This window comes from Okibacterium fritillariae (assembly GCF_052783725.1).
Map to the genome: position 1 here is coordinate 701,708 of NZ_CP199917.1, position 20,315 is coordinate 722,022.

At 66.2% G+C, this 20,315-nt stretch carries 25 protein-coding genes; 10 read left to right on the plus strand and 15 right to left on the minus strand.

Going from position 1 to position 20,315, the window contains the following annotated elements:
- Positions 1–36 precede the first annotated feature (36 nt).
- The gene (locus ACUWEX_RS03410; RefSeq protein ID WP_445997121.1) at positions 37–1,095 is read left to right on the plus strand and encodes an aldo/keto reductase; all 1,059 of its coding nucleotides are present in this window, start codon (positions 37–39) and stop codon (positions 1,093–1,095) included.
- 78 nt (positions 1,096–1,173) lie between these two features.
- Here the strand turns inward: ACUWEX_RS03410 and ACUWEX_RS03415 are convergent, their stop codons facing one another.
- The 4 genes from ACUWEX_RS03415 to ACUWEX_RS03430 form a co-directional block, all read right to left on the minus strand.
- Positions 1,174–2,385: a M23 family metallopeptidase gene (locus ACUWEX_RS03415; RefSeq protein ID WP_445997122.1), complete on the minus strand. Its 1,212-nt coding sequence runs from the start codon at positions 2,383–2,385 to the stop codon at positions 1,174–1,176.
- Between the two features lie 407 nt (positions 2,386–2,792).
- A complete protein-coding gene (locus ACUWEX_RS03420; RefSeq protein ID WP_079726862.1) occupies positions 2,793–3,941 on the minus strand; it encodes a YihY/virulence factor BrkB family protein in 1,149 nt (382 codons plus the stop codon).
- Entirely contained in the window at positions 3,938–4,216 is a 279-nt protein-coding gene (locus ACUWEX_RS03425; protein WP_079726863.1) for a hypothetical protein, read from the minus strand. Before ACUWEX_RS03425 ends, ACUWEX_RS03420 begins: the two co-directional genes overlap by 4 nt.
- Before the next feature lie 196 nt (positions 4,217–4,412).
- Entirely contained in the window at positions 4,413–4,616 is a 204-nt protein-coding gene (locus ACUWEX_RS03430; protein ID WP_077054097.1) for a cold-shock protein, read from the minus strand.
- A 332-nt stretch (positions 4,617–4,948) separates the two neighbouring features.
- Here ACUWEX_RS03430 and ACUWEX_RS03435 point away from each other — a divergent pair, with 332 nt between their 5' ends.
- Positions 4,949–6,046, plus strand: a complete 1,098-nt coding sequence (locus ACUWEX_RS03435) for a fatty acid desaturase family protein (RefSeq protein ID WP_445997123.1) — start codon at positions 4,949–4,951, stop codon at positions 6,044–6,046.
- A 70-nt stretch (positions 6,047–6,116) separates the two neighbouring features.
- Positions 6,117–6,374 carry a glutaredoxin family protein gene (locus ACUWEX_RS03440; RefSeq protein ID WP_445997124.1) on the plus strand — a complete coding sequence of 86 codons (258 nt, stop codon included), beginning with the start codon at positions 6,117–6,119 and terminating at the stop codon, positions 6,372–6,374.
- A 27-nt stretch (positions 6,375–6,401) separates the two neighbouring features.
- On the opposite strand, the gene ACUWEX_RS03445 is transcribed toward ACUWEX_RS03440, so the two are convergent.
- The 5 genes from ACUWEX_RS03445 to upp all read right to left on the minus strand — a co-directional run bounded on the left by ACUWEX_RS03445 (position 6,402) and on the right by upp (position 11,036).
- Positions 6,402–7,799, minus strand: a complete 1,398-nt coding sequence (locus ACUWEX_RS03445) for a cryptochrome/photolyase family protein (protein ID WP_445997125.1) — start codon at positions 7,797–7,799, stop codon at positions 6,402–6,404.
- A gap of 115 nt (positions 7,800–7,914) precedes the next feature.
- Positions 7,915–8,412, minus strand: a complete 498-nt coding sequence (locus tag ACUWEX_RS03450) for a MarR family winged helix-turn-helix transcriptional regulator (protein ID WP_445997126.1) — start codon at positions 8,410–8,412, stop codon at positions 7,915–7,917.
- Positions 8,413–8,506: 94 nt separating this feature from the next.
- Positions 8,507–8,788: a hypothetical protein gene (locus ACUWEX_RS03455; RefSeq protein WP_445997127.1), complete on the minus strand. Its 282-nt coding sequence runs from the start codon at positions 8,786–8,788 to the stop codon at positions 8,507–8,509.
- Between the two features lie 218 nt (positions 8,789–9,006).
- Positions 9,007–9,777: a winged helix-turn-helix domain-containing protein gene (locus tag ACUWEX_RS03460; RefSeq protein ID WP_445997128.1), complete on the minus strand. Its 771-nt coding sequence runs from the start codon at positions 9,775–9,777 to the stop codon at positions 9,007–9,009.
- A gap of 626 nt (positions 9,778–10,403) precedes the next feature.
- The gene (gene upp, locus ACUWEX_RS03465) at positions 10,404–11,036 is read right to left on the minus strand and encodes a uracil phosphoribosyltransferase (protein ID WP_077054090.1); all 633 of its coding nucleotides are present in this window, start codon (positions 11,034–11,036) and stop codon (positions 10,404–10,406) included.
- Between the two features lie 74 nt (positions 11,037–11,110).
- On the opposite strand from upp, the gene tadA reads away from it, so the two are divergent.
- Entirely contained in the window at positions 11,111–11,539 is a 429-nt protein-coding gene (gene tadA, locus ACUWEX_RS03470) for a tRNA adenosine(34) deaminase TadA (protein WP_445997597.1), read from the plus strand.
- 12 nt (positions 11,540–11,551) lie between these two features.
- Here tadA and ACUWEX_RS03475 read toward each other — a convergent pair whose 3' ends face one another.
- Together ACUWEX_RS03475 and ACUWEX_RS03480 are read right to left on the minus strand one after the other, a co-directional pair.
- A complete protein-coding gene (locus ACUWEX_RS03475; RefSeq protein ID WP_445997129.1) occupies positions 11,552–12,511 on the minus strand; it encodes a cation diffusion facilitator family transporter in 960 nt (319 codons plus the stop codon).
- A 25-nt stretch (positions 12,512–12,536) separates the two neighbouring features.
- Positions 12,537–13,523 carry an N-acetylglucosamine kinase gene (locus tag ACUWEX_RS03480; protein WP_445997130.1) on the minus strand — a complete coding sequence of 329 codons (987 nt, stop codon included), beginning with the start codon at positions 13,521–13,523 and terminating at the stop codon, positions 12,537–12,539.
- A gap of 35 nt (positions 13,524–13,558) precedes the next feature.
- Here ACUWEX_RS03480 and proC point away from each other — a divergent pair, with 35 nt between their 5' ends.
- Complete coding sequence (proC, locus tag ACUWEX_RS03485) at positions 13,559–14,395, plus strand: pyrroline-5-carboxylate reductase (RefSeq protein WP_445997131.1); 837 nt, start codon at positions 13,559–13,561, stop codon at positions 14,393–14,395.
- Here the strand turns inward: proC and ACUWEX_RS03490 are convergent.
- Together ACUWEX_RS03490 and ACUWEX_RS03495 are read right to left on the minus strand one after the other, a co-directional pair.
- Positions 14,392–15,063 (minus strand): potassium channel family protein, encoded by a 672-nt coding sequence (locus ACUWEX_RS03490; protein WP_077054085.1) that lies wholly within the window; start codon positions 15,061–15,063, stop codon positions 14,392–14,394. The two genes, proC and ACUWEX_RS03490, sit on opposite strands and share 4 nt — an antisense overlap.
- A complete protein-coding gene (locus ACUWEX_RS03495; protein ID WP_079726874.1) occupies positions 15,056–16,498 on the minus strand; it encodes a TrkH family potassium uptake protein in 1,443 nt (480 codons plus the stop codon). Before ACUWEX_RS03495 ends, ACUWEX_RS03490 begins: the two co-directional genes overlap by 8 nt.
- Positions 16,499–16,576: 78 nt before the next feature.
- Here ACUWEX_RS03495 and ACUWEX_RS03500 point away from each other — a divergent pair, with 78 nt between their 5' ends.
- The 3 genes from ACUWEX_RS03500 to ACUWEX_RS03510 all read left to right on the plus strand — a co-directional run bounded on the left by ACUWEX_RS03500 (position 16,577) and on the right by ACUWEX_RS03510 (position 17,763).
- Positions 16,577–17,014, plus strand: coding sequence for an ArsR/SmtB family transcription factor (locus tag ACUWEX_RS03500; protein WP_079726875.1), 438 nt, complete (start codon positions 16,577–16,579; stop codon positions 17,012–17,014).
- Positions 17,015–17,133: 119 nt separating this feature from the next.
- Complete coding sequence (locus ACUWEX_RS03505) at positions 17,134–17,232, plus strand: 30S ribosomal protein bS22 (protein ID WP_003792170.1); 99 nt, start codon at positions 17,134–17,136, stop codon at positions 17,230–17,232.
- A gap of 129 nt (positions 17,233–17,361) precedes the next feature.
- Positions 17,362–17,763: a hypothetical protein gene (locus ACUWEX_RS03510; RefSeq protein ID WP_445997132.1), complete on the plus strand. Its 402-nt coding sequence runs from the start codon at positions 17,362–17,364 to the stop codon at positions 17,761–17,763.
- Between the two features lie 20 nt (positions 17,764–17,783).
- On the opposite strand, the gene ACUWEX_RS03515 is transcribed toward ACUWEX_RS03510, so the two are convergent.
- Positions 17,784–18,101 (minus strand): helix-turn-helix domain-containing protein, encoded by a 318-nt coding sequence (locus ACUWEX_RS03515; RefSeq protein ID WP_079726877.1) that lies wholly within the window; start codon positions 18,099–18,101, stop codon positions 17,784–17,786.
- A 138-nt stretch (positions 18,102–18,239) separates the two neighbouring features.
- Between ACUWEX_RS03515 and ACUWEX_RS03520 the strand changes: the two genes are divergently transcribed.
- Positions 18,240–18,494 (plus strand): glutaredoxin family protein, encoded by a 255-nt coding sequence (locus ACUWEX_RS03520; RefSeq protein WP_079726878.1) that lies wholly within the window; start codon positions 18,240–18,242, stop codon positions 18,492–18,494.
- Positions 18,491–18,808: a Dabb family protein gene (locus tag ACUWEX_RS03525; protein WP_079726879.1), complete on the plus strand. Its 318-nt coding sequence runs from the start codon at positions 18,491–18,493 to the stop codon at positions 18,806–18,808. Before ACUWEX_RS03520 ends, ACUWEX_RS03525 begins: the two co-directional genes overlap by 4 nt.
- Positions 18,809–18,926: 118 nt before the next feature.
- Here ACUWEX_RS03525 and aspS read toward each other — a convergent pair whose 3' ends face one another.
- Positions 18,927–20,267 carry an aspartate--tRNA(Asn) ligase gene (gene aspS, locus ACUWEX_RS03530; protein ID WP_445997133.1) on the minus strand — a complete coding sequence of 447 codons (1,341 nt, stop codon included), beginning with the start codon at positions 20,265–20,267 and terminating at the stop codon, positions 18,927–18,929.
- Positions 20,268–20,315: the final 48 nt, after the last annotated feature.

Genomic DNA, 20,315 nt, shown 5'->3' on the forward strand with positions numbered 1-20,315 from the left:
TCCGATCGGTCACGCGCGAAGCGTAGGGTGGGGCGCATGTCAGAGCAGACCAGCACAGAATCCGCCACCCAACCCACCACGAACCTCGGCCGCACGGGCGTCGAGGTCAGCCGACTGTGCCTCGGCACCATGATGTTCGGTGACTGGGGCAACAAAGACCATGATGACTCCATCCGGGTCATCCACCGCGCGATCGACGCGGGCATCAACTTCATCGACACCGCCGACATCTACGCCTACGGCGAGTCCGAGGAGATCGTCGGCAAGGCGCTCGCCCAGTCCGGCAAACGCGACGACATCGTCCTCGCCACCAAGTTCTTCAACGGCATGAAGCAGCAACCCAACTACCGCGGGGGATCACGTCGCTGGGTCATCCGCGCCGTCGAGGACTCGTTGCAGCGACTCGGCACCGACTACATCGACCTCTACCAGATGCACCGCCCCGACGAGCACACCGACATCGAGGAGACCCTCGGGGCGCTCGACGACCTCGTCCGCCAGGGCAAGATCCGTTACATCGGCTCGTCCACCTTCCAGCCGTCGCAGGTCGTCGAGGCGCAGTGGGCCGCCCGCCACAACCACACCGCGCGTTTCGTCACCGAGCAGCCGCCCTATTCGCTGCTCACGCGCGGCATCGAGGCCGACCTGCTGCCGACCACCCACCGTCACGGCATGGGCACGCTCGTCTGGAGCCCCCTCGCGGGCGGATGGCTGAGCGGCAAGTTCCGCGCCGGTCGCGACCTACCCACCACCCACCGCAGCGACCGCGATCCCAACCGCTACGACCTCAGCAACCCGGCCATCGCGGCCAAGTTCGAGGCGGCCGACAAGTTCGGGGCCCTCGCCGACGACCTCGGCATCCCGCTCGTGCACCTGGCGCTCGCGTTCGTGCTGCGCCACCCGGGCGTGACGAGCGCCATCATCGGCCCGCGCACGCTCGAGCAGCTCGAGTCACAACTGGATGCGGCATCCGTCGAACTCGATGATGCCACTCTCGATCGCATCGACGAGATCGTCGCCCCCGGCACCAACGTCAACCCCGAGGATGCGGGCTTCAGCAACTATTGGCTCGACGCCGCGCGTCGCCGCCGCTGACGCACCCCGCACGAAGAAGTCCGGCTCACCTGAGTGAGCCGGACTTCTTTCTGAATCCGTGTGGATGGTGCGCCGAACCTAGACGGTGACGCCCTTGCTGCGCAGGAACACGGCCGGGTCGGTGTGCTCGCCGTTGATCTGCACCTTGAGGTCGAGGTGGCAGCCGCTGACGACGCCCGTGGCACCGATGTCGGCGATGTACTGGCCACCCGTCACCACGTCGCCGACGGCGACCTGGAACGAACCGCTCAGCAGGTGACCGTAGATGGTCTCTTCGGTGTCGTTGTGCTTGATGATGACGCGGTTGCCGAAAGCGCCGGCGTTGCCGACGAATGTGACGAGGCCGTCGGAGGCCGCCTTGACGGGCGTTCCGCACGCACCGCCGAAGTCGATGCCCTCGTGGAAGCTGTTCGAGCAGCCGACGCCGTTGCAGATGAGCGAACGCGGGCCGTAGGGCGAGGTGATCGCGCCGGGCGCGGGGCGCCACCAACCGGTCTCGGAGGGGGCCGTGTAGTCGCTGAGTGCACCACCCGAGGCGAACGCGAAGCCGGCGGCGCGCTGAGCCGTCGAGAGGTCGGCCTTCGAGGTGGCGTCATAGGTGTCGCGAGCGAGGTCGGCCTGGGCAACCGTCTGCGCCACGGTCAAAGACTGTCCGTCGGCGGTGCGCGTGATCGGCTGACCGATGGCGTCCACTGTGCCGGTCGCCGTCGGGGCAAGCGCGTAGGCCGGAAGAGCGAACGTGCCGACGAGCCCGGGAATGACGAGTGCCACGGCGAACGTGGAACGGGTGGAGCGCAGTCGCTCGCGCAAACCCTTGCGCGTCGAGGTGCCGGGCAGATCGGAGTGACCGCCGGTCGACGCGGGCAGGATGGCGGCGGGGACCGGCATTGCCGCGCGGTCGGCGCTGTCGAGGCGAGCGGATGCCACGGGCCGCACGTTCTCGGCACCGGGAATCGTGAATGCGGGCCGCGGGCTCTGGCCCGTTGCGGCAGGGGATGCGTCGACGCGCGACGCGGACGCGGCGACCTGAGCGGCGGCGTGCTGGTCGGAAGAGGTGTGGACCGCGGGAATGGTGATCGTGGACGTCGCCGGTGCCGCATCAGACAGCTCGGGAGCGGAGGAAACCTCGACGCTCACCGTGACGGGTTCGCCCTGCTCGGCCGGAACGTCGTCCGAGCCATGCACGTCGATCGCGTCAGCCGCGGCGACGATCTCAGCCTGTTCGCGCAGGCGCTGCTCGCGCAGCTCTCGCCGCGTGAGCGGGCGCGCGGGTGCACTTTCTTCGACCACGATGGTCGTCGGTGTGTGCAGGCTCGGAGCATCTGCCGCGGGGAGCTGAGTCGACGAAGACGGGGCGCCAGCCGCCGGGGCGGAGGTTGCAGCTCGTCGGCTGCGACGCGTGGGCAGGGAGTGTGCCGAATCGCTCAGCGAAAATGTGGTCGCCTCGGATTTAGAAGAGTCGCCAAGCTTGCGGTCGGGTCTCGACGATTCCGGTGTGGAGCTTGTTGCCAAAGTTGAATCCTCCGGCGCCTCGACGACCCAATGGTCGCCTCATCTGCAGCGCAAATCAGAACGGCACACGGAACCAGGGAGATGAGTATAGAGGCGCCCCGGCCCGGGCCCGTCGCCATTGTGTGGCAACAGGACATCTCTCAGCCTACGTGAGATTCCTCAAAAAAGCCCGGGCGTGGGGCTACTTATTTCCGGCCCGACGGCGTGTCGCGGTCCCGACGGTCACCGCGACCGCGTTCAGAGCCCTCGCTGGTGTCGCCATCCGAACCCGGCGCGGGGTTGCCTTCCGAGAGTCGGAACTCGCGCGCTTTGAGCACGTCCTTGGCCGCGGCGTCGATCGCCTTGTCGATCTGGGCACGGTCGTGGACGGGGAGTTGCAGGTCGTATTCCGCCTCGATGCCGGCGCGCAGCTCGCGCATCCGCTCGATTTCGGCGTCGACGTGGGCGCCCAGCACGAGGGCGTTGTTCGAGATGAACAGCCAGAGCAGGAAGATGATCACGCCACCGAGCGAGCCATAGGTCGCGTCGTAATTGCTGAAGTTCGCGGCATAGAAGAAGAAGCCCACGGTCGCGAGCGCCCACACGAGGAGCCCGAAGATGGCGCCGGGGCTGACCCAGCGGAACCGCGGCTGAGCCACATTGGGGGTCATGTGGTAGAGCACGGCCAGCAGGAAGATCGCCAGGAACACCGTGACGGGCCACTTGACGATGTTCCAGGTGAGCAGCGCGGCGTCGCCCAAGCCGATGAAGTTGCCGATGGCCTCGGCTACCGGCCCAGACACGATGATGAGCAACGACATGATGACGAGCGTCACGAGCACGATGACCGTGATGAGGAGCATTTTGGGGCGCAGCTTCCAGACCGGTCGCCCCTCTTTCACGCCGTAGATGCGGTTGAGGCCGCGCGAGAAGGCGCTGACATAACCGGATGCCGACCAGATCGCACCTGCAAGACCGATCACGAGCGCCCAGCCGGCCCCCGGTGATGAGGTCAGGTTCTCGATGGGCCCGCGCAGCGACTCGGCGGTGTCTTGCGGCAGGGAGGAGTTCATGAATGCAATGAGCTGGCCGGTGACATCCTCGTCGCGCCCGATGAGCGCGAGGATGGATACCATCGCCAGGATGCCGGGGAAGATCGCCAGAACGGTGAAATAGGTGAGGGCGGCACTGATGTCGCTGCCCTGGTTCTGCGTGAACTGACGGAAGGCCCGCTTCAGGATGTACCCCCAGTGACGGCCCTTCAGCTTCGCGGGGGAGTCCTTGCCGGTGTCGCGGGGAGCGTCATCACCCTCGGGAACGTTCTCGGGAGTCGTCTTCTTGGCGGTGTCGGTCATCGGTTCTGGCCTTTCTTCACGGCGACGACGAGCACGACGGCTGCGGTTGCCAGTGCTGCTGCGGTGATAATGCCCACTCGTCGCTCCCAGACGATGTCGCGGATGCGCGCGCGCAAGGCATCGGGCGTCAACCGGTCTTGGATCTCCCGCATCGTCTCGGCGAGCTGGCCGCGCGTTTCGGACAGGGTGAGCGCCAAGACCGCCGGGCTCGATCCTTCGATCGGACGATCGGCGCGATCGTTCGGCAGCTGCAAGGGTTCGTCGTGTTCGTTCATCGTGTATCCATTTCGACGGATTCGCGCGGGTGCGTCAAGGCCTTGACCCGCGTGCAGCGAGCATAGGGGAGATGAGCGTCGGAGAGTTAAAGCAAGAAGCCCCGGCCGAAAGACCGGGGCTTCTTGGGAAGAAGAATCAGAGATTCTTCATTCGGGGGTGTTCTCGCCGAAGCGCGAACCTGATCCCGAGGGAGATTTAGAGGGGGCGGATGTTCTCAGCCTGGAGACCCTTGGGGCCCTGAGCGGTGTCGAATTCAACCTTCTGGTTCTCTTCGAGCGAGCGGTAGCCGCTCGAAGCGATGGCGGAGTAGTGCGCGAAGACGTCGGCCGAGCCGTCGTCGGGGGCAATGAATCCGAAGCCCTTTTCAGCGTTGAACCATTTGACGGTACCAGTGGACATAACATTCTCTTTTCGTGAGGGGACCGGACCCGACTTTCGGGCCCGTTCGTCGCGGTGTTAGTTAATCGCTCCTGACGAAAAGCTTCTGACTCCGGTGGAGTCGTCCACTTGATATACATATGCGCAACACAACAACTGACACCCCACAGTAGCTCATGAAGCTCCGACGCAACAAGGTTTCCGTCATATTTCTCAGACCGGCGAAATAGAGCCGACGTTAAGTGACGAATGTGAGGCGAATCATCAGGTGCCGCCCCTATGTTCGAAATATCTAAGAGCGCACGCTCATTGCATCCGGCTGGGAAGTCGAAAATCAAGACGCCGGAGCCCCTATGACGCTCAGCAGTACACTCGGACCGGTCCGCACGACCGTCCCTCGCATCACGTCAGCCCCCAACGTGACGAGCACCTACTCTTCTCTTCTGAAGACAGTGCGTGATGCAGGCCTCCTGCGCCGCACGCGCGGTTATTACATTGCCGTCATGGCCGCGCTCACCGTCGCCCTCGCCGGCTGCGTGACCGGGTTCATCCTGCTGGGTGACACCTGGTACCAGTTGCTTATCGCGGGCGCGCTCGGAATCATCCTCACGCAGTTCGCCTTCCTCGCCCATGAAGCCTCGCACCGCCAGGTGCTCGAGTCGGGCCCCGCCAACGACAAGCTCGGCCGCTTCCTCGCCGCCGGCGTCGTGGGCATCAGCTACGCCTGGTGGATGACGAAGCACACGCGTCACCACGGCAACCCCAACCAGGTCGGCAAAGACCCCGACATCGAGAAAGACACCATCTCCTTCCAGGAGAAGGACGCCGCCGAGCGCACGGGCTTCCTCGCCCTCATCACCCGCAAACAGGGTTACCTCTTCTTCCCCCTTCTCACGCTCGAGGGCTTGAACCTGCACGGTCGCTCGCTGCAGACGCTCTTCGCCAAGGGCAAGGTCGAGGGGCGGTTCATCGAGCTGGGCCTCATCACCTTCCGCATGCTGGCCTACATCGCCGTGATCTTCTGGGCCCTGCCGCTCGGCATGGCGTTCGCCTTCATCGGCGTGCAGATGGCCGTCTTCGGTGTCTACATGGGTGCCTCGTTCGCCCCCAACCACAAGGGAATGCCGCAGATCGCCGAGGGCGTCAAGCTCGACTTCCTGCGCAAGCAGGTCCTCACCTCGCGCAACATCAAGGGCGGCGCCGGCATGAACATCTTCATGGGCGGCCTCAACTTCCAGATCGAGCACCACCTGTTCCCCAACATGCCGCGCCCGCACCTCGCTGCCGCCCGCGCCATCGTCAAGGAGCACTGCCGCGATCAGGACATCCTCTACACCGAGACGACGCTGACGCGTTCCTACGCCATCGTCATCGACTACCTGAACCGAGTCGGCCTCTCGGCTCGCGATCCGTTCGACTGCCCGGCAGCCCAGCGGTTCCGCCGCCGCTAGACCCGACGCACCAGACATCACAGCGAATGCCGCACGGAATACCCGTGCGGCATTCGTCGTTCCACCGGTCATGAAGCTCACCCTGTTCACGAGCGCCTTCTGCGCGCCGTGCCATGCCGCCCGGGCGACCGTGGCCCAGGCGCAGGAGCTCGTGCCGGGGCTCGAGGTCACGGAGCTCGACGTGGCGGCGCACACCGCCGAGGCCGAGGCCGCCGAAATCCGCTCGACGCCGACGCTCGTCATCGAGGGCGACGCCGGCAGTTTTCGCGCCGCGGGAGCACCCTCGCTCGACCAGTTGCTGCGAGCCCTCGCGAGCGTCAGCGCCTAGCTGCGCATCGACACCGGCACCTCGGGGCTAGTCGCCCTGTGCCTCGGCGCGCGCATGCTTCACGACGTCATAGGCGGCGAGAGCGGCCTGCCGAGTAGAGGCCAGGTCGACGAGGGGCTCCGGGTAATCGTCGGTGCCATACTCGGGCACCCAGCGCCGGATGTAGTCGCCGTGGGGGTCGAACTTCTTCGCCTGCAGTTCGGGGTTGAAGACGCGGAAGTACGGGGTCGCATCGGCGCCCGAGCCGGCCACCCACTGCCAGTTGAACGGGTTGTTCGCCGGGTCGGCGTCGACGAGGGTATCCCAGAACCATTGCTCGCCGAGGCGCCAGTCGATCAACAGGTTCTTGATCAAGAAGGATGCGGTCACCATTCGCACCCGGTTGTGCATGGTGCCCGTGTGCCACAACTCACGCATGCCCGCGTCGACGAGGGGAACGCCCGTTCGCCCCTGTTGCCAGGCCTGCAGCGCACTCTCGTCGAGGTCGGGCCAGGGGAACGCGTCGAATTCCGCGCGCCAATTATCGGTCGCCAATCGCGGGAAGTGGTAGAGAACGTGGTGCGTGAATTCGCGCCACCCCACCTCGCGCAGGAAGCTCCCGACGGCGTCGGCGTTGCGGCGGTCGCGCGCCTGGTTGGCGGTCGCCCAGATCTGGTGCGGGCTGATTTCGCCCCAGCGCAGGTGCGGCGAGAGCCCGGACGTCACGCTCTCGCCCGGGCGGTCGCGACCATCCACATAGTCGACGACATCGTCGGCGAGGAAGGCGTGCAGCTTGTCGTGGGCGTCCTTCTCGCCGGGCACGCAGTTCTCGCGCAGGCCGCCGGCCCAATCCGGATGCGTCGGCAAGAGGCCCCAGTCGTCGAGCGCGTCGCCGGAACCGCTGCCGGCCCCCTCGAAGCCGTCGATGGTCTTCGGGCGAGCGAGCGGATGCCGCGGCGGATCCTCCTGCAGACGCTTCTGCACCGAGCGCCAGAACGGTGTGAAAACCGCATAGGGCCCGCCCGAACCGGTTTGCATGGTCCAGGGCTCGACGAGCAGCGCGGCGTCGAAGCTGCTCACCTCGAGTCCTTCCTCGCGGAGTCGCGTCTTGAGCCGTGCATCGACATCGCGCGCGGCGCCGTAGCGGCGGTTCCAGACGATGGCGTCCGCCCCCGTCTCGGCGACGACCGCGGGAACGACGTCTTCGGCTGGCCCACGTCGCAGCTGCAACGACGCGCCCGCCTCCGTGAGGTCGGCGCCGAGCGCGGTCAGGCTCCCGTGCAGCCACCATTTCGCCGCACCGCCGAGCGCTCGCACCTCGTCGCTGTCCTCGTCGAGAACGTAGAGGCACAGCACGGGCTTCCCGCTGTCGACGGCGTGCCGCAGGGCCGGGTTGTCGGCCATCCGCAGGTCGTCGCGGAACCAGACGATGATGGGTGCAGTCATCCCCTCACCCTATGCAGGCGAATGCGTCGTCGAGAGGCCTTGCGCCCCGCTCGCGTTTTTGCTGCCACCCCACGGTGCCGGATGCAGCGTGCCGGCAGCGGGCGGGCACGTTGTCCTACGCGGTGTTGCGCGCTTCGGCCTGTTCGAGCGCGGAACCCGGGCAGGCACCCTCGTCGGGGTCGCTGTCGGGGCAGCGCAGCTTGTCGGTGAGGGCCGCCAGCTGACGCAACTCGTCGGGCGTGAGCGCCTCGGACATGATGCTGTCGATCGTGCGCATATGCGTGACTGCCACCGCGCGGTAGTGATCGAAGCCCTCGTCGGTGATGCGCACGATCGTGCCGCGGCGGTCGTGGGTATCGGGCAGCTTCTCGACCAGGCCGCGCGCGACGAGCCGATCGACGAGGCGCGAGACGCTGGGCTGGCTGAGCAGCACGAGCTGGTTGATGTCGCGCAGGCGGGCGCTGCGGTCGGGCTGCTGCGACAGGTTGAACAAGACGTCGTACTCGTTGAGCGAGAGATCGTGCGAGGGGAAGTCCGCCGACAGCGCGCGCATGACCCCCACCTGGGCTCGGAAAAGCGATTCCCAGGCGGTGACAGCTAGTCGCTGAGACATCCGCTCGTCCTTTCGGTCGTGCACTGGTCCTGTGAGACAGGAGGGAGAAGTCGAACCGGCGAAGCACGTGTGGCCGGCCGACCAGAATTCGAGCCTACTTCTTTCCGGTGGTGGGCCGCGGCCCGCTTGCGGGGGCTACGAGAGCCCGGTAGAGCAACACCATGCCGAGGAAGGCGAGGACGAGTCCGATGATGACGCCCCCGATTCCCACGGCGATGAGCCAAGCCGGGCCCTGAACGGCCCCGATGAGCACCGCGACGATGCCGCCGGCGGTGAGGAGCATGCCGAAGCCGAACGTGAGGATGCCGACGAGAAGACGTGGGCGGGATGCGCGTGTCGCGGGCTGGGTGGGTGCCGACCCGGTGTCGTTACTCATGGTTTCAGGCTAACGCCGCCAAGACATGACTGAAGGCCGGTCGTAGAGGCTTACGACCGGCCTTCTCCCTTGCACCAAGAGTGTCCTGCAATCACATTTGCGTAGCTGCCACAGCAAAACAACTAACGCTCTACGAATATATAACGGACAGGTAACGACCGCTAGTTATCAAACCGTTATTTTCGCTGAGAGTTTGCCTCGCCAGCCTTGGATTCCGCTTAGAACAGGTCGGGCGACGGCGTGGATGCGTGGCGAATGGAGACGTCGGCGTGGCGGTCGAAGCGGTAGCCCACCCCGCGCACCGTGCGGACGATGTCCTCGTAGCGGTCGAGCTTCGCGCGCAACCGACGGATGTGCACGTCGATCGTGCGCTCGTTCGGGGCGTCTTCGTCGTCGCCGGCCTGCCAGAGGGCCGTGATCAGCTCGGCGCGTTCGATCGTGCGGCCTTCGCGCAGCACGAGGTACTGCAGCAGCTCGAACTCCTTGTAGGTGAGCCCGACCGACTCGTTGTCGAGGATCAGACGCTTGCGCGAGATATCGATGACGACACCGGATGCGGCACGGTCGAGGTCTTCTTCGACGGGAACGTCGCGGCGCTTGGCCAAAGCCGAGGGCTCTTGCAGCGCCAGGCGGACGACGTCCACGTCGCGGCCGCCGGCTCCCTCGGGCGCCAGGGCGACGGAGGCGTAGCTCTCGGCACCCGGGGCCAGCTCGCCGAGGAGGTTCTTCACGGCTTCGACGATCTGGCCGAGGCTCGTGCCGGCCGCAAGGGCCTTGGCCTCGTCGAGCCCGACGTAGAGGGCGAACCCGCGGGCCTCTGTGCCGTTCGGCACGGCGCGGAGGCGACCTGTCGTGCCGGCGGCGGCGGACTGTGACGCGGGAGCGCCGGTGGCCGGGGCGGGAGCGGCGACGGGAGCGACCTGCGCAGGAGCGGCTTGCACGGGCGCGGCCGGGCGGGGGAGCGTTGCGGGAACGGTGGCGAGAGACATGGGGAGATCCTTCGATGATGATGCGAAGAGAACCCTGGGGAGGCCCGGTCAGGAAGGGGCCTCAGTGAATGAGGGTTCGGATGTGGTGCCGGTGGAGGCGAGATTCGGATGCAGGATGCGGCATCCGTGAGACGTTGCGCGGGAGCGGGGCAAGAGGCCCGATCAACTCAGAACGGCGGGTGCGGGTGGCACCGGTGCGAAAAGCAGTGCGTTCTACGCTGTGTCTCGGCGAGGGGTCGTCAGATTAGCGACACATTCGACAACACATGACTGCGCTGCTGCCGGCCATCATCATGCCGGCACTCCCAAGAGCCTCACGGGAGGTCAGGGGGCGTGCAATTTCAGTCATGCGTTGATTCAACCCGAAGGTGTCGCATTGTGTCAAGTCATGACCGATTGTGGCGATTAGTTGCGCTGGGCGAAAGATCGTTGCGTGGCACACCGTCGCACGGCGTATCGTCGTGTGGTGCGACGCATCCCGCTGCCCCGCTACTCCGGTTCCGCAGGGCGGATGTGAGTCCGGGGCTCACGACAGAGGACGCCCTCGAACGCCGAGAGGCGCCATCCGCAGATCGGATGACGCCTCTCGGGCACAACCTGGTGCGGCACGTAGCCGCGCTCGTGGGTTAGACGAGGCCGTAGAGGCGGTCGCCCGCATCGCCCAGCCCGGGCACGATGTAGCCGTTCTCGTCGAGACGCTCGTCCATTGCGCCGAGAACGATCGTGACATCGCGGCCCTCGGTCGCCTTCTCGAGCGCGGCGATGCCCTCGGGGGCGGCGAGCAGGCAGATGGCCGTCACGTCGACGGCACCGCGTTGGAACAGGAAGTCGATGGCCGCACCGAGCGAGCCACCTGTGGCCAGCATGGGGTCGAGCACGAAGCACTGACGATCGCTCAGATCGTCGGGCAGACGCTCGGCATAGGTCGTGGGTTCGAGCGTCTCTTCGTTGCGCACCATGCCGAGGAAACCGACCTCGGCGGTGGGAAGGAGCTTGACCATGCCCTCGAGCATTCCGAGGCCCGCGCGCAGGATCGGGACGACCAGGGGGCGGGGCTGGCTGATGGCGAGACCCGTCGTGGTGGTCACGGGCGTCTTCACCTCGACCTCTTCGACGCGCACGCCGCGGGTGGCCTCATAGGCCAGCAGGGTGACGAGTTCTTCGGTCAGCGCGCGGAAAACCGGCGACGGCGTGTTCTCGTCACGGAGCACCGTGAGCTTGTGGGTGATCAGGGGGTGGTCGGCTACGTGCACTCGCATAGGCTTCAATCTATCCGTTCTCGGGAAGGACAGTCGACGTGCCACCAGAAGTGCCGGACCACTACCGACGCTGGATGCTCGACGCCCTCGCCCTGAGCACGCGCACGTCCGAGTCCGGTGACGTTCCCGTCGGGGCGCTCCTGTTCGATGGCGACGGCGCCCTCATCGCGACCGGGATCAACGAACGAGAGTTGCTGCACGACCCCACCGGGCATGCCGAGATCGTGGCGATGCGCCGCGCGGCCGCCGCGAGACAGGACTGGCACCTGACCGATTGCACCCTCGTCGTGACGCTCGAACCCTGCATCATGTGCGCGGGCGCCATCGTGGCCGCGCGCGTCGGCACGGTGGTGTTCGGCGCCTGGGATGACAAGGCCGGCGGCGCGGGATCGGTGTACGACATCCTGCGCGATCGGCGCCTGAATCATCGCGTCGAGGTCTATGCCGGTGTCGAGGCCGAGGCGTGCAGCCGGGCACTCACGGCGTTCTTCCGCGAGAAGTAGCGACGCGGTGGGTCAGTGCTTCGGCTCGACCGCGCCCGCGGAGTCCTTCAGGGCCGCCTTCTCGGCGCTGAAGACATCCGGTTCGAGGTAGATCACGCGGGCGACCGGCACGGCGGCACGGATGCGCGCCTCGACGTCGTCGATGGCCTCGGCCACCGTTCCGAGCGATCGGTCGGCGTCGAACGCGATCTTGGCCGCGACGAGCAACTCGTCCGGGCCGAGGTAGAGCGTCTTCATGTGGATGAGCGAGTGGATGGCCGGGCTGGAGGTGATGGCGGCGGCGATGGCTCGAGCATCCCCGTCGTTGGCGCCCTCGCCCACCAGCAGGCTCTTGGTCTCGATGCCGAGGATGACGGCGACGGCGATCAACAGCACACCGATCGCGAGCGTGCCGATGGCGTCCCACATGCCGTCGCCCGTGAGAACCGTGAGGCCGACGCCGAAGAGGGCCAGCACGAGTCCGAGCAGGGCGGCGACGTCTTCGAGCAGCACGACGGGCAGCTCGGGTGCTTTTGCGTGGCGGATGAACTTGGCCCACGACTCCTTGCCGCGCACGTGGTTCGACTCCTTGACCGCCGTGCGGAGCGAGAAACTCTCGAGGCCGATGGCGATCAACAGCACGAGAACGGGAATCCACCAGTTCTCGAGCGGGTGCGGATCGTGCAGCTTCTCGTAGCCCTCGTAGAGCGAGAACACCCCGCCGACGCTGAAGAGAATGATGGCGACGACGAAGGCGTAGACGTAGCGCTCGCGGCCATAGCCAAAGGGATGCTCGCTATCGGCGCGTTTCTTGGCCTTGCGACCGCCGAGCAGCAGCAGAAGCTGGTTGCCCGAGTCGGCGAGCGAGTGCACACCCTCGGCCAGCATCGACGACGAACCCGAGAGGGCCCACGCGATGAACTTGGTCACCGCGATGCCCAGGTTCGCGCTGAATGCCGCGATGATCGCCTTGTTGCCGCCAGATGCGCTCACAGATGTCCCCTTTGCCGGAATGGATTCATCGTACGGGGTCGGCGGTCCCGATATTCGCCGTGTGGATGAGCGCGTGCAGCGGATGGCTGCCCGCGACGTCGAGCAGCGTGCTGACGCCGTCGAGCGGTCCTCCGAACGGTTGCTCGAGCGTGAGGCCGCCCGTGCGAGCGGCGAGGTACTCGTCGACGTGGGCGCGCAGCACCGCCGAGTGCGTGAGCAGCGAACCGACCCAGCTGGCCCGGGCGGGGGACCCCGGCATCCACCCCGTGCGGGAGAGGGCGCTCGTGCCCGACACCGCGAGTTCCTCGGCGGCGCCCTGCGTGATGGCCAGGGCCACCGCGTCGCCGGCCGCGGCGGCTTCCACGACCGTGCGGGCGAACGAGGCGACGAGGGAGACGCGACGCGTGTCGCCCTGCAAGCGCATATACATCTCGTCTTCGGGGCCGAACACATCGACCGCGGGGGTGCTGAGTGCGGTGGCCGGGCCGCGGCCGTCGTAGGCCCGCATGACGGCGTCGAGGCCCGCGCGCCCCAGCCAGAAACCACTGCCCGCGTCGCCGAGCAGATAACCCCAGCCATCCACCTTGGCGGTGCGTGTGTCGGATGCGGCGAGCGTGACGCTGCCCGTTCCGATCGCCAAGACGACACCCGCCTCGGTGCCATTGGCGGCGAGGTAGCCCGTGACCGAATCGTGCGCGAGAGCCACACGGTCGACGCCGACCGCGCGCGTGTGACGCAGGAGATCGTCGGGCTTCGCGCCCGCCGGGGTAAGGCCCGAGAGGCCGACAGCGACCTCGTCGATGTGGACGGCGGCCGAGGCGGCGAAGGCCACGACCCGCTCCGCGACCTGATCGACCACCGATCGGTCGGTGAGCACCCCGGGCTCATCGAGCTCGGCGAGAACCCGCGAACGGGCGGGGCCGCCGGCCTCGCCCGCAGCTTCTTCGGTCAATCGCAGGCGAATGCCCGTCTGGCCGCCATCGATGGCGAGCCGGTGTCGAATGTGCGTCATGAAGCGCGCTACCCCTCGGTGCATAGGATGGCCGAATGACCACGACAACTCTGCCATCAATCGCCATCCTGGGTGCCGGATCTTTGGGATCCGCCATCCTCAACGGACTCGTGTCGCCCGATGTGCGGGTCGACGGCGGCATCGTCGTGACGAACCGCAGCGTCGCCAAGGCCCGCGCGCTCGATGACCTCGACGGCGTGCGCTCGGTGGCGTTGGAGGAGGAGCCCGGGGCGAACCGCGAGGCGGCGGCCGCGGCATCCATCGTCGTCATCGGCGTGAAACCGGGCATGGTCGTCGACCTGCTGCACGAGATCCGGGATGACCTGACACCGGGCACCATCGTCGTGAGCGTCGCCGCGGGCGTGACGATCGAGACCTTCGAGGCCAACCTGCCCGAGGGCGTCGCCGTCATCCGCTCGATGCCCAATACGCCCGCACTCGTCGGACGCGCCGTCACGGGCATCTCGCCCGGCACCCGCAGCACGCCCGAGCAGCTGGCGCTGACGCGCGAACTGTTCGAGACCGTGGGCGAGGTGCTCGAGGTGCCCGAGGATCAGATCGACGCGCTCAGCACGATCTCGGGTTCGGGGCCCGCCTACGTGTTCCTCATGATGGAGGAGCTGGTGAAGACCGCTGTCGCCAAGGGCTTCACGCCCGAACAGGCTCGCACGATGGTGGAGGGCACGTTCCGCGGCGCCACCGAATTGCTGCACGAATCGGGCAAGACGCCCGAGGAATTGCGCCGCCAGGTCACGAGCCCCAAGGGCACGACCGAGCGGGCCATCGCCGTCATGCAGCAGGCCGACTTCAGCCACATCTTCGACGAGGCGACGGATGCCGCACTCGCCCGGGCCCGCGAGCTGGCCGGCTAGTTGCCGAGCGCCGCGAAGCGCTCGATATCGGCCGACGTGCCCGACACGATGATGAGGTCGTGGTTCGAGACGACCGTGTCGGCCGTGGCATAGGTGAACGGTTTGCCCGGGGACTTCACGCCGACGACCGTGACGTTGTGCTTGGTGCGCACACCCGACTCGGTGAGGTTGAGGCCGCGGATGGGCTTGGGCGGGTACATCTTGACGAGCGCGAAGTCGTCGTCGAACTGGATGAAGTCGAGCATGCGGCCCGAGACGAGGTGGGCGACGCGCTCGCCGGCTTCTGCCTCGGGGTAGATCACGTGGTTGGCGCCGACCCGGGCCAGGATCTTGCCGTGCGACTGCGAGACCGCCTTGGCCCAAATCTGAGGAATCTTCAGGTCAACGAGGTTGGCGGTGATGAGCACGCTGGCCTCGATCGACGAGCCGACGGCCACGACGGCGATCGAGAAGTCGGTAGCCCCGATCTGCTTGAGCGCCTCGATGTTGCGGGCGTCGGCCTGCACGGTGTGCGTGACGCGCTCCGACCACTTCTGCACGAGATCGGCGTTGTCGTCGATGGCCAACACCTCGCGGTCGAGACGGTCGAGCTCGCCGGCGCAGGCCGCACCGAAGCGCCCGAGACCGATTACGAGCACCGGGGCGTTGTGTTTGATGCGATCAACCAACGATGGGCCTTTCCTCGGGGCGCCGGAACAATTGCGCGTTCTGGCTGGCCGCGACGGCCGCGGCGAGTGTCACTGTACCAATGCGCCCCATGAACATCGTCGCCGCCATCACATACTTGCCCGAATCGGGGAGTTGATCGGTGAGGCCCGTCGAGAGACCGGTCGTGGCGAAGGCCGAGATGACATCGAAGAGCACGTGGTCGAGCGGCGCCTTGGTGATCTGCAGGATGACGATCGAGGACACCGCCACGATGGTCGCCCCCCAGAGCACGACGCTGAGCGCGACTTTGACCACGTCTTGGGGGATGCGGCGGCCGAACGCCTCCATGTCGGGGCGCCCACGGGCCTCGGCGAGCGCGGCCAGGAAAAGCACGGCGAGCGTCGTCACCTTGATGCCTCCGGCCGTCGACGCCGAGCCGCCACCGATGAACATGAGCATGTCGGCGACGAGCAGGCTGGACCCGTTGAGGTCTGGGATGGAGATCGTCGAGAAACCACCCGACCTGGTCATCATCGACAGGAACAACGATTGGAACGCCGTATCGCTGGCATTCAGGCTGCCGAAGGTCTTCGGGTTGTTGAATTCGAGGATCACGAAGGCCACGGCCCCGGCCACGAAGAGGATCAGCGTGGTGAGCAGTGTGAGCTTCACGTGCAGCGACCAGCGACGCGGCTTGAAGAACGAGCGACTGAGCGCATAGATCACGGGAAAACCGATGGCTCCGAGGAAGACGCCGATCATCAGGATGCTGAGGAACCAATAGTCGTTCGCAAAGCGTTCGAGCCCCTCGGCGTTCGGGGTGAACCCGGTGTTCGTGAAGGCCATGGCGGAGTAGTAGACGCTGTTCCACAGGGCATCCCAGGCCGGAATGCCGTCGATGAGCATGCGCGGGAAGAGGAGCGCCGCGATCACCGCCTCGATCACGAGGGCCGACACCGCGACCGTGAGCAGCATGCTGCCGATCTCGCCGAGACGCACGGCCTGGCCCTCGGCGACGGGCCCGTGATGTACGCGCAGCGGGTTGCTGTCGCTGGCCGCGATGAGTTTGGCGCGCAGCCCGAGCTTGCGCGAGATGACGAGACCCAGGATGGAGGCGAGGGTGAGCACGCCCAGGGCGCCGATCTGCACGCCGATGAACACGAAGATGTGGCCGACAAGCGACCAGTGCGTGGCCATGTCGACGACCGACAGGCCCGTCACGCAGATGACCGAGACCGCCGTGAAGAGCGAGTCGGCGAGCGGTGTCATCGTTCCGGCGCTCGACGCGATGGGCAAGGAGAACAGCAGGGTGAAGACGAGGATGAGCGCCGTGAAGATGAGCAGCGCGAAGCGGGAGGGGGAGCGCCCGGTGAAATCGCTGATGCGATCGCGCACCGTGCGCACGCTGAGACGCGGAGGCCGGTGGATGACGTTCCGTGAGGAGCTCGCGGGCATTCTCAGCTCCTCGTTGTTCGTTCGTGTCGAATGCTGGATGTCATGGTACTCCGTCTCTGGAGTCACTACCCTGGGTGGATGGCCGACATTTTTGACGTGGTTGCGGATGCCACCCGACGCGACATCCTCCAAGTCCTGCTCGAGCGACACCCGGCCGACGATGAGACCGCTGGCGGCACCTCCGTCTCCGAGATCGTCTCGACGCTCGGGCTCAGCCAGCCGACCGTGTCGAAGCACCTCAAGGTTCTGCGCGAGGCGGGGCTCGTGACGGTGCGCGAAGAGGGCCAGCACCGCTTCTATCGCCTCGAATACACGCCCCTCGAGCAGATCGAGGACTGGCTGATCCCCTTCCTCAGCATCGATTTCGATGCGGCAGAGCTCGTGTCCCAATCGTCCGGCGGACCGCTGCCCGATCAGGCGCGTGCCGTGGCCGACACGGTCGGCAAGGTTGCAGCGGATGCCACGCACGCCGTCACCTCGGCGGTGCAGGCCGTCACGCGCAAACTCCGGCCCTGAGCGGTCGTTCCTCGCCCGACTCGCGTTACACCGTGCTGATCAGGTAGACTCGCCGGAGGCATTTTTACTGCCAGTCGTCGCATCCGCGGCCATACCCAATCTTTCTATGTGAGGTCTCAGTGGGTTCTGTCATCAAGAAGCGCCGCAAGCGCATGGCGAAGAAGAAGCACCGCAAATTGCTTCGTAAGACTCGTCACCAGCGTCGCAACAAGAAGTAGTTGTAACGCAGCTGCGAAGCGTCAGTCCTCGGACTGGCGCTTTTTGGCGTTCGGGGGCGCCAGTGTCGGGGGTTCGCCCTAGAGTGCGTCGGGACAAGAGATCGTCGGACCGACCCCGGGGGTAAGACCATGACACGTGCCGTCCACTACACCGCCACGATCGACCTGGCGCGCCCGATGGGCGATCGCCCGGCCGGGGGGCTTTCGGTGCGGGCCGCACCGAAGGGCGAGCATCAGGCAGGCGCTGCGTTGCTCCCTGCCGAGCGGCCCGCGGCCTATCGCGTGCCCTTCGAGGTCGACCGGTTCGGTGCTGAGCGCATCGAGTTGCGCAATGCGAGCAGTGACGTGCTGCGATGGGTGACGATCGATCTGATGGGCCCGGGGCACTTCGTCGCCCAGACCCCGACGCGACTCGAGCCCGGCCAGGTGCTGGCCGTGTGGCTGTTCGGCGACGACCTGGCTCGCCAGACGAAGGTGCAGGTCACCTGGTTCTTCCAGGGCGCTCAATACCTCTGGCTGGTGTCACTGTGAGTGACCACCGGCGGGGTGCGTCAGTCCGCGTCGCGGCGTCGGCTGCGCTCTTCGCGTTCCCGGATCAGATCGTTGGCCGTCAGTTTATGCCGCGGTCGCGGGTACATATCGGCCGTGAGGCCCGTGACGAAGACCTTCGGGTCGGCATCCATGGCGCTCGCCAGTCGCACGAGAGTCTCGACACTCGGGTGCACCTGACCGCGCTCGATCTTGCCGATGTTCGTCCAGTGCACTCCGGCCAGCGCCCCGAGGTCTTCGAGCGTGAGGGAGCGTTGATTCCTGGCCTCACGAATGCGCGCGCCCAGCACGTGGGCGGCTTCGGAGTGGAACGCAGACATAAGCCCATGATGGTCTCTCATACGAAAATAACACAGAGACCATAAGCATTATGTTTGAAAACATAAATACTTCGATACTTATGCGCCTGTTCTAAACCTCTGCTGCCGCCGAATGCCCGCTCGGATTAGGCTGAAGGGGTGTCGACGACTCTCACCCTCATCAGCAAACCCGATTGCCACCTGTGCGATGACGCGCGTGCGGTCATCGACGAGGTGACCGCGCAGCTCGGCGATCAGGCCCCCGAGCGCGAGGAACTGTCGATCCTCGACGACCCGGCCCTGTTCGATCGCTACTGGGAAGAGATCCCCGTCGTGCTCATCAACGGAAAAGTCCACAACTATTGGCGCATCGATCCGGTGCGCCTCACCCGAGCGCTGAAGGAAGCCCGATGACCATTCGCCACATCGTGACCTGGAAGCTCGGCGCACCGAGCGTCGAACAGAAGGCCGAGGACGCCACCCGCATTCGCGAGGAGCTCGTGGGGCTGGTGCCCCAGCTCGGCGACATCATCGAGCGACTCGAGGTGGGCATCGACCTGCATGACACCCCGGGCAATTGGGATGTCGTGCTCGTCTCCGAGTTCGCCGATGCCGCGAATCTGCAGGCCTACCAGGTGCACCCGGCGCATCAGGCTGCCGCGGCCGTCATCCGTTCGCTCGTGACGGAGCGTTCGGCCATCGACTACACACTTCCCGCGACCTCGTAGCACCCAGGCCGGCCGCTCCACCAAGCAGACACGGGCCCACAGCACAGATGCCGAGGGCGGAGGGAGCAATGCTCTCCTCCGCCCTCGGCATCTGTCGTGTCGGCGGGTGCGCCGCTCGCTACGGCGCGAGACGTGTCGGGCCGCGGAACAGGTAGGTGACCTCGCGGATCGACGTCTCGTGCAGCATCAGCATGAGCACGCGCGCGAGCCCCATGCCGAAACCGCCGTGCGGGGGAACGCCGTAGCGGAAGAAGTCGAGGTAGAACTCGAGCTCCTCGGGCTCGAGGCCCTTCTCCTTGGCCTGCTCGATGAGCACGTCGACGCGGTGCTCGCGCTGAGCCCCCGTCGAGATCTCGACACCGTTGAAGATGAGGTCGTAGCTCTTGGTGAGCGACCCGTCTTCATCGTTGCGCATGTGGTAGAACGGCCGGATGCTCGAGGCGTAATCGGTGAGGAACACGAACTCGTGCCCGAACTCCTCTTTCACGTAGGCCGCGATCTGGCGCTCGCCCTCGGGGTCCATGTCGTCGTCGGCGCGCGGCACCTCGTAGCCGCGCTCGGCGACGATGCGCTTGGCCTCGGCGAGGGGGATGCGGGGGAACGGCGTCGACGGCACGGTGACCTCGAGGCCGAAGAGCTCGCGAATCGCATCGCCGTGCTTCTCGACGACCGCGGTGAAGCCGGCGACGATGAGGTCCTCATGCAACTGCATGACGTCTTCGTGGCTGTCGATCCAGCTGAGCTCGGAGTCGATGCTCGTGAACTCCGTCGCGTGACGCGACGTGAACGACGGGTCGGCGCGGAACGCGGGGCCGACCTCGAAGACCTTGCCGAAACCGGCCGGCTGAGCCATCTGCTTGAAGAACTGCGGGCTCTGAGCCAGGTAGGCCTTGGTGTCGAAGTACTCGACCTCGAACAGCTCGGCGCGCGACTCGCTGGCGCTCGCCATGAGCTTGGGCGTGTGGATCTCGATGAAGTCGTTGTCGATCCAGTACTGACGCAGGGCGTGCTCGAATGTGGTCTGGATGCGGAAGACGAGGTTCTGCTTGGGCTGGCGCAGGTCGATGAAGCGCCAGTCCATGCGCTTGTCGAGCGAAGAGTCGGCGGCGATGGGGGTTTCGGGGATGGCATGGCTGACGACATCCATCGTGGCGAGCTTGACCTCGAGGCCGCCGAGCTTCACGCGCTCGTCGTGCTTGAGCGCGCCCGTGACGGTGATGAAGGAACCCTGGCTGAGGCCCGAGATGGCCTCGGTGGTGGCGACGCGTTCGGCCGAGGAGGCGTCGTCTTCGGCGATCTCGCGAGTGGCCGGGTTGACGATCTGCACGGCACCGGACTCGTCGCGCAGCACGACGAACTGCACCTTCTTCTGATCGCGAACGGTATCGACCCATCCAGACACCGTGACGGTGCCTTCGGGCAGGGCGGACAGGTCTTTGATGAGTACTCGTTCGTTCACAACGACCAAGCCTACCGGTGTGGCGGATTCCCAGCCGAGTCGAACGTA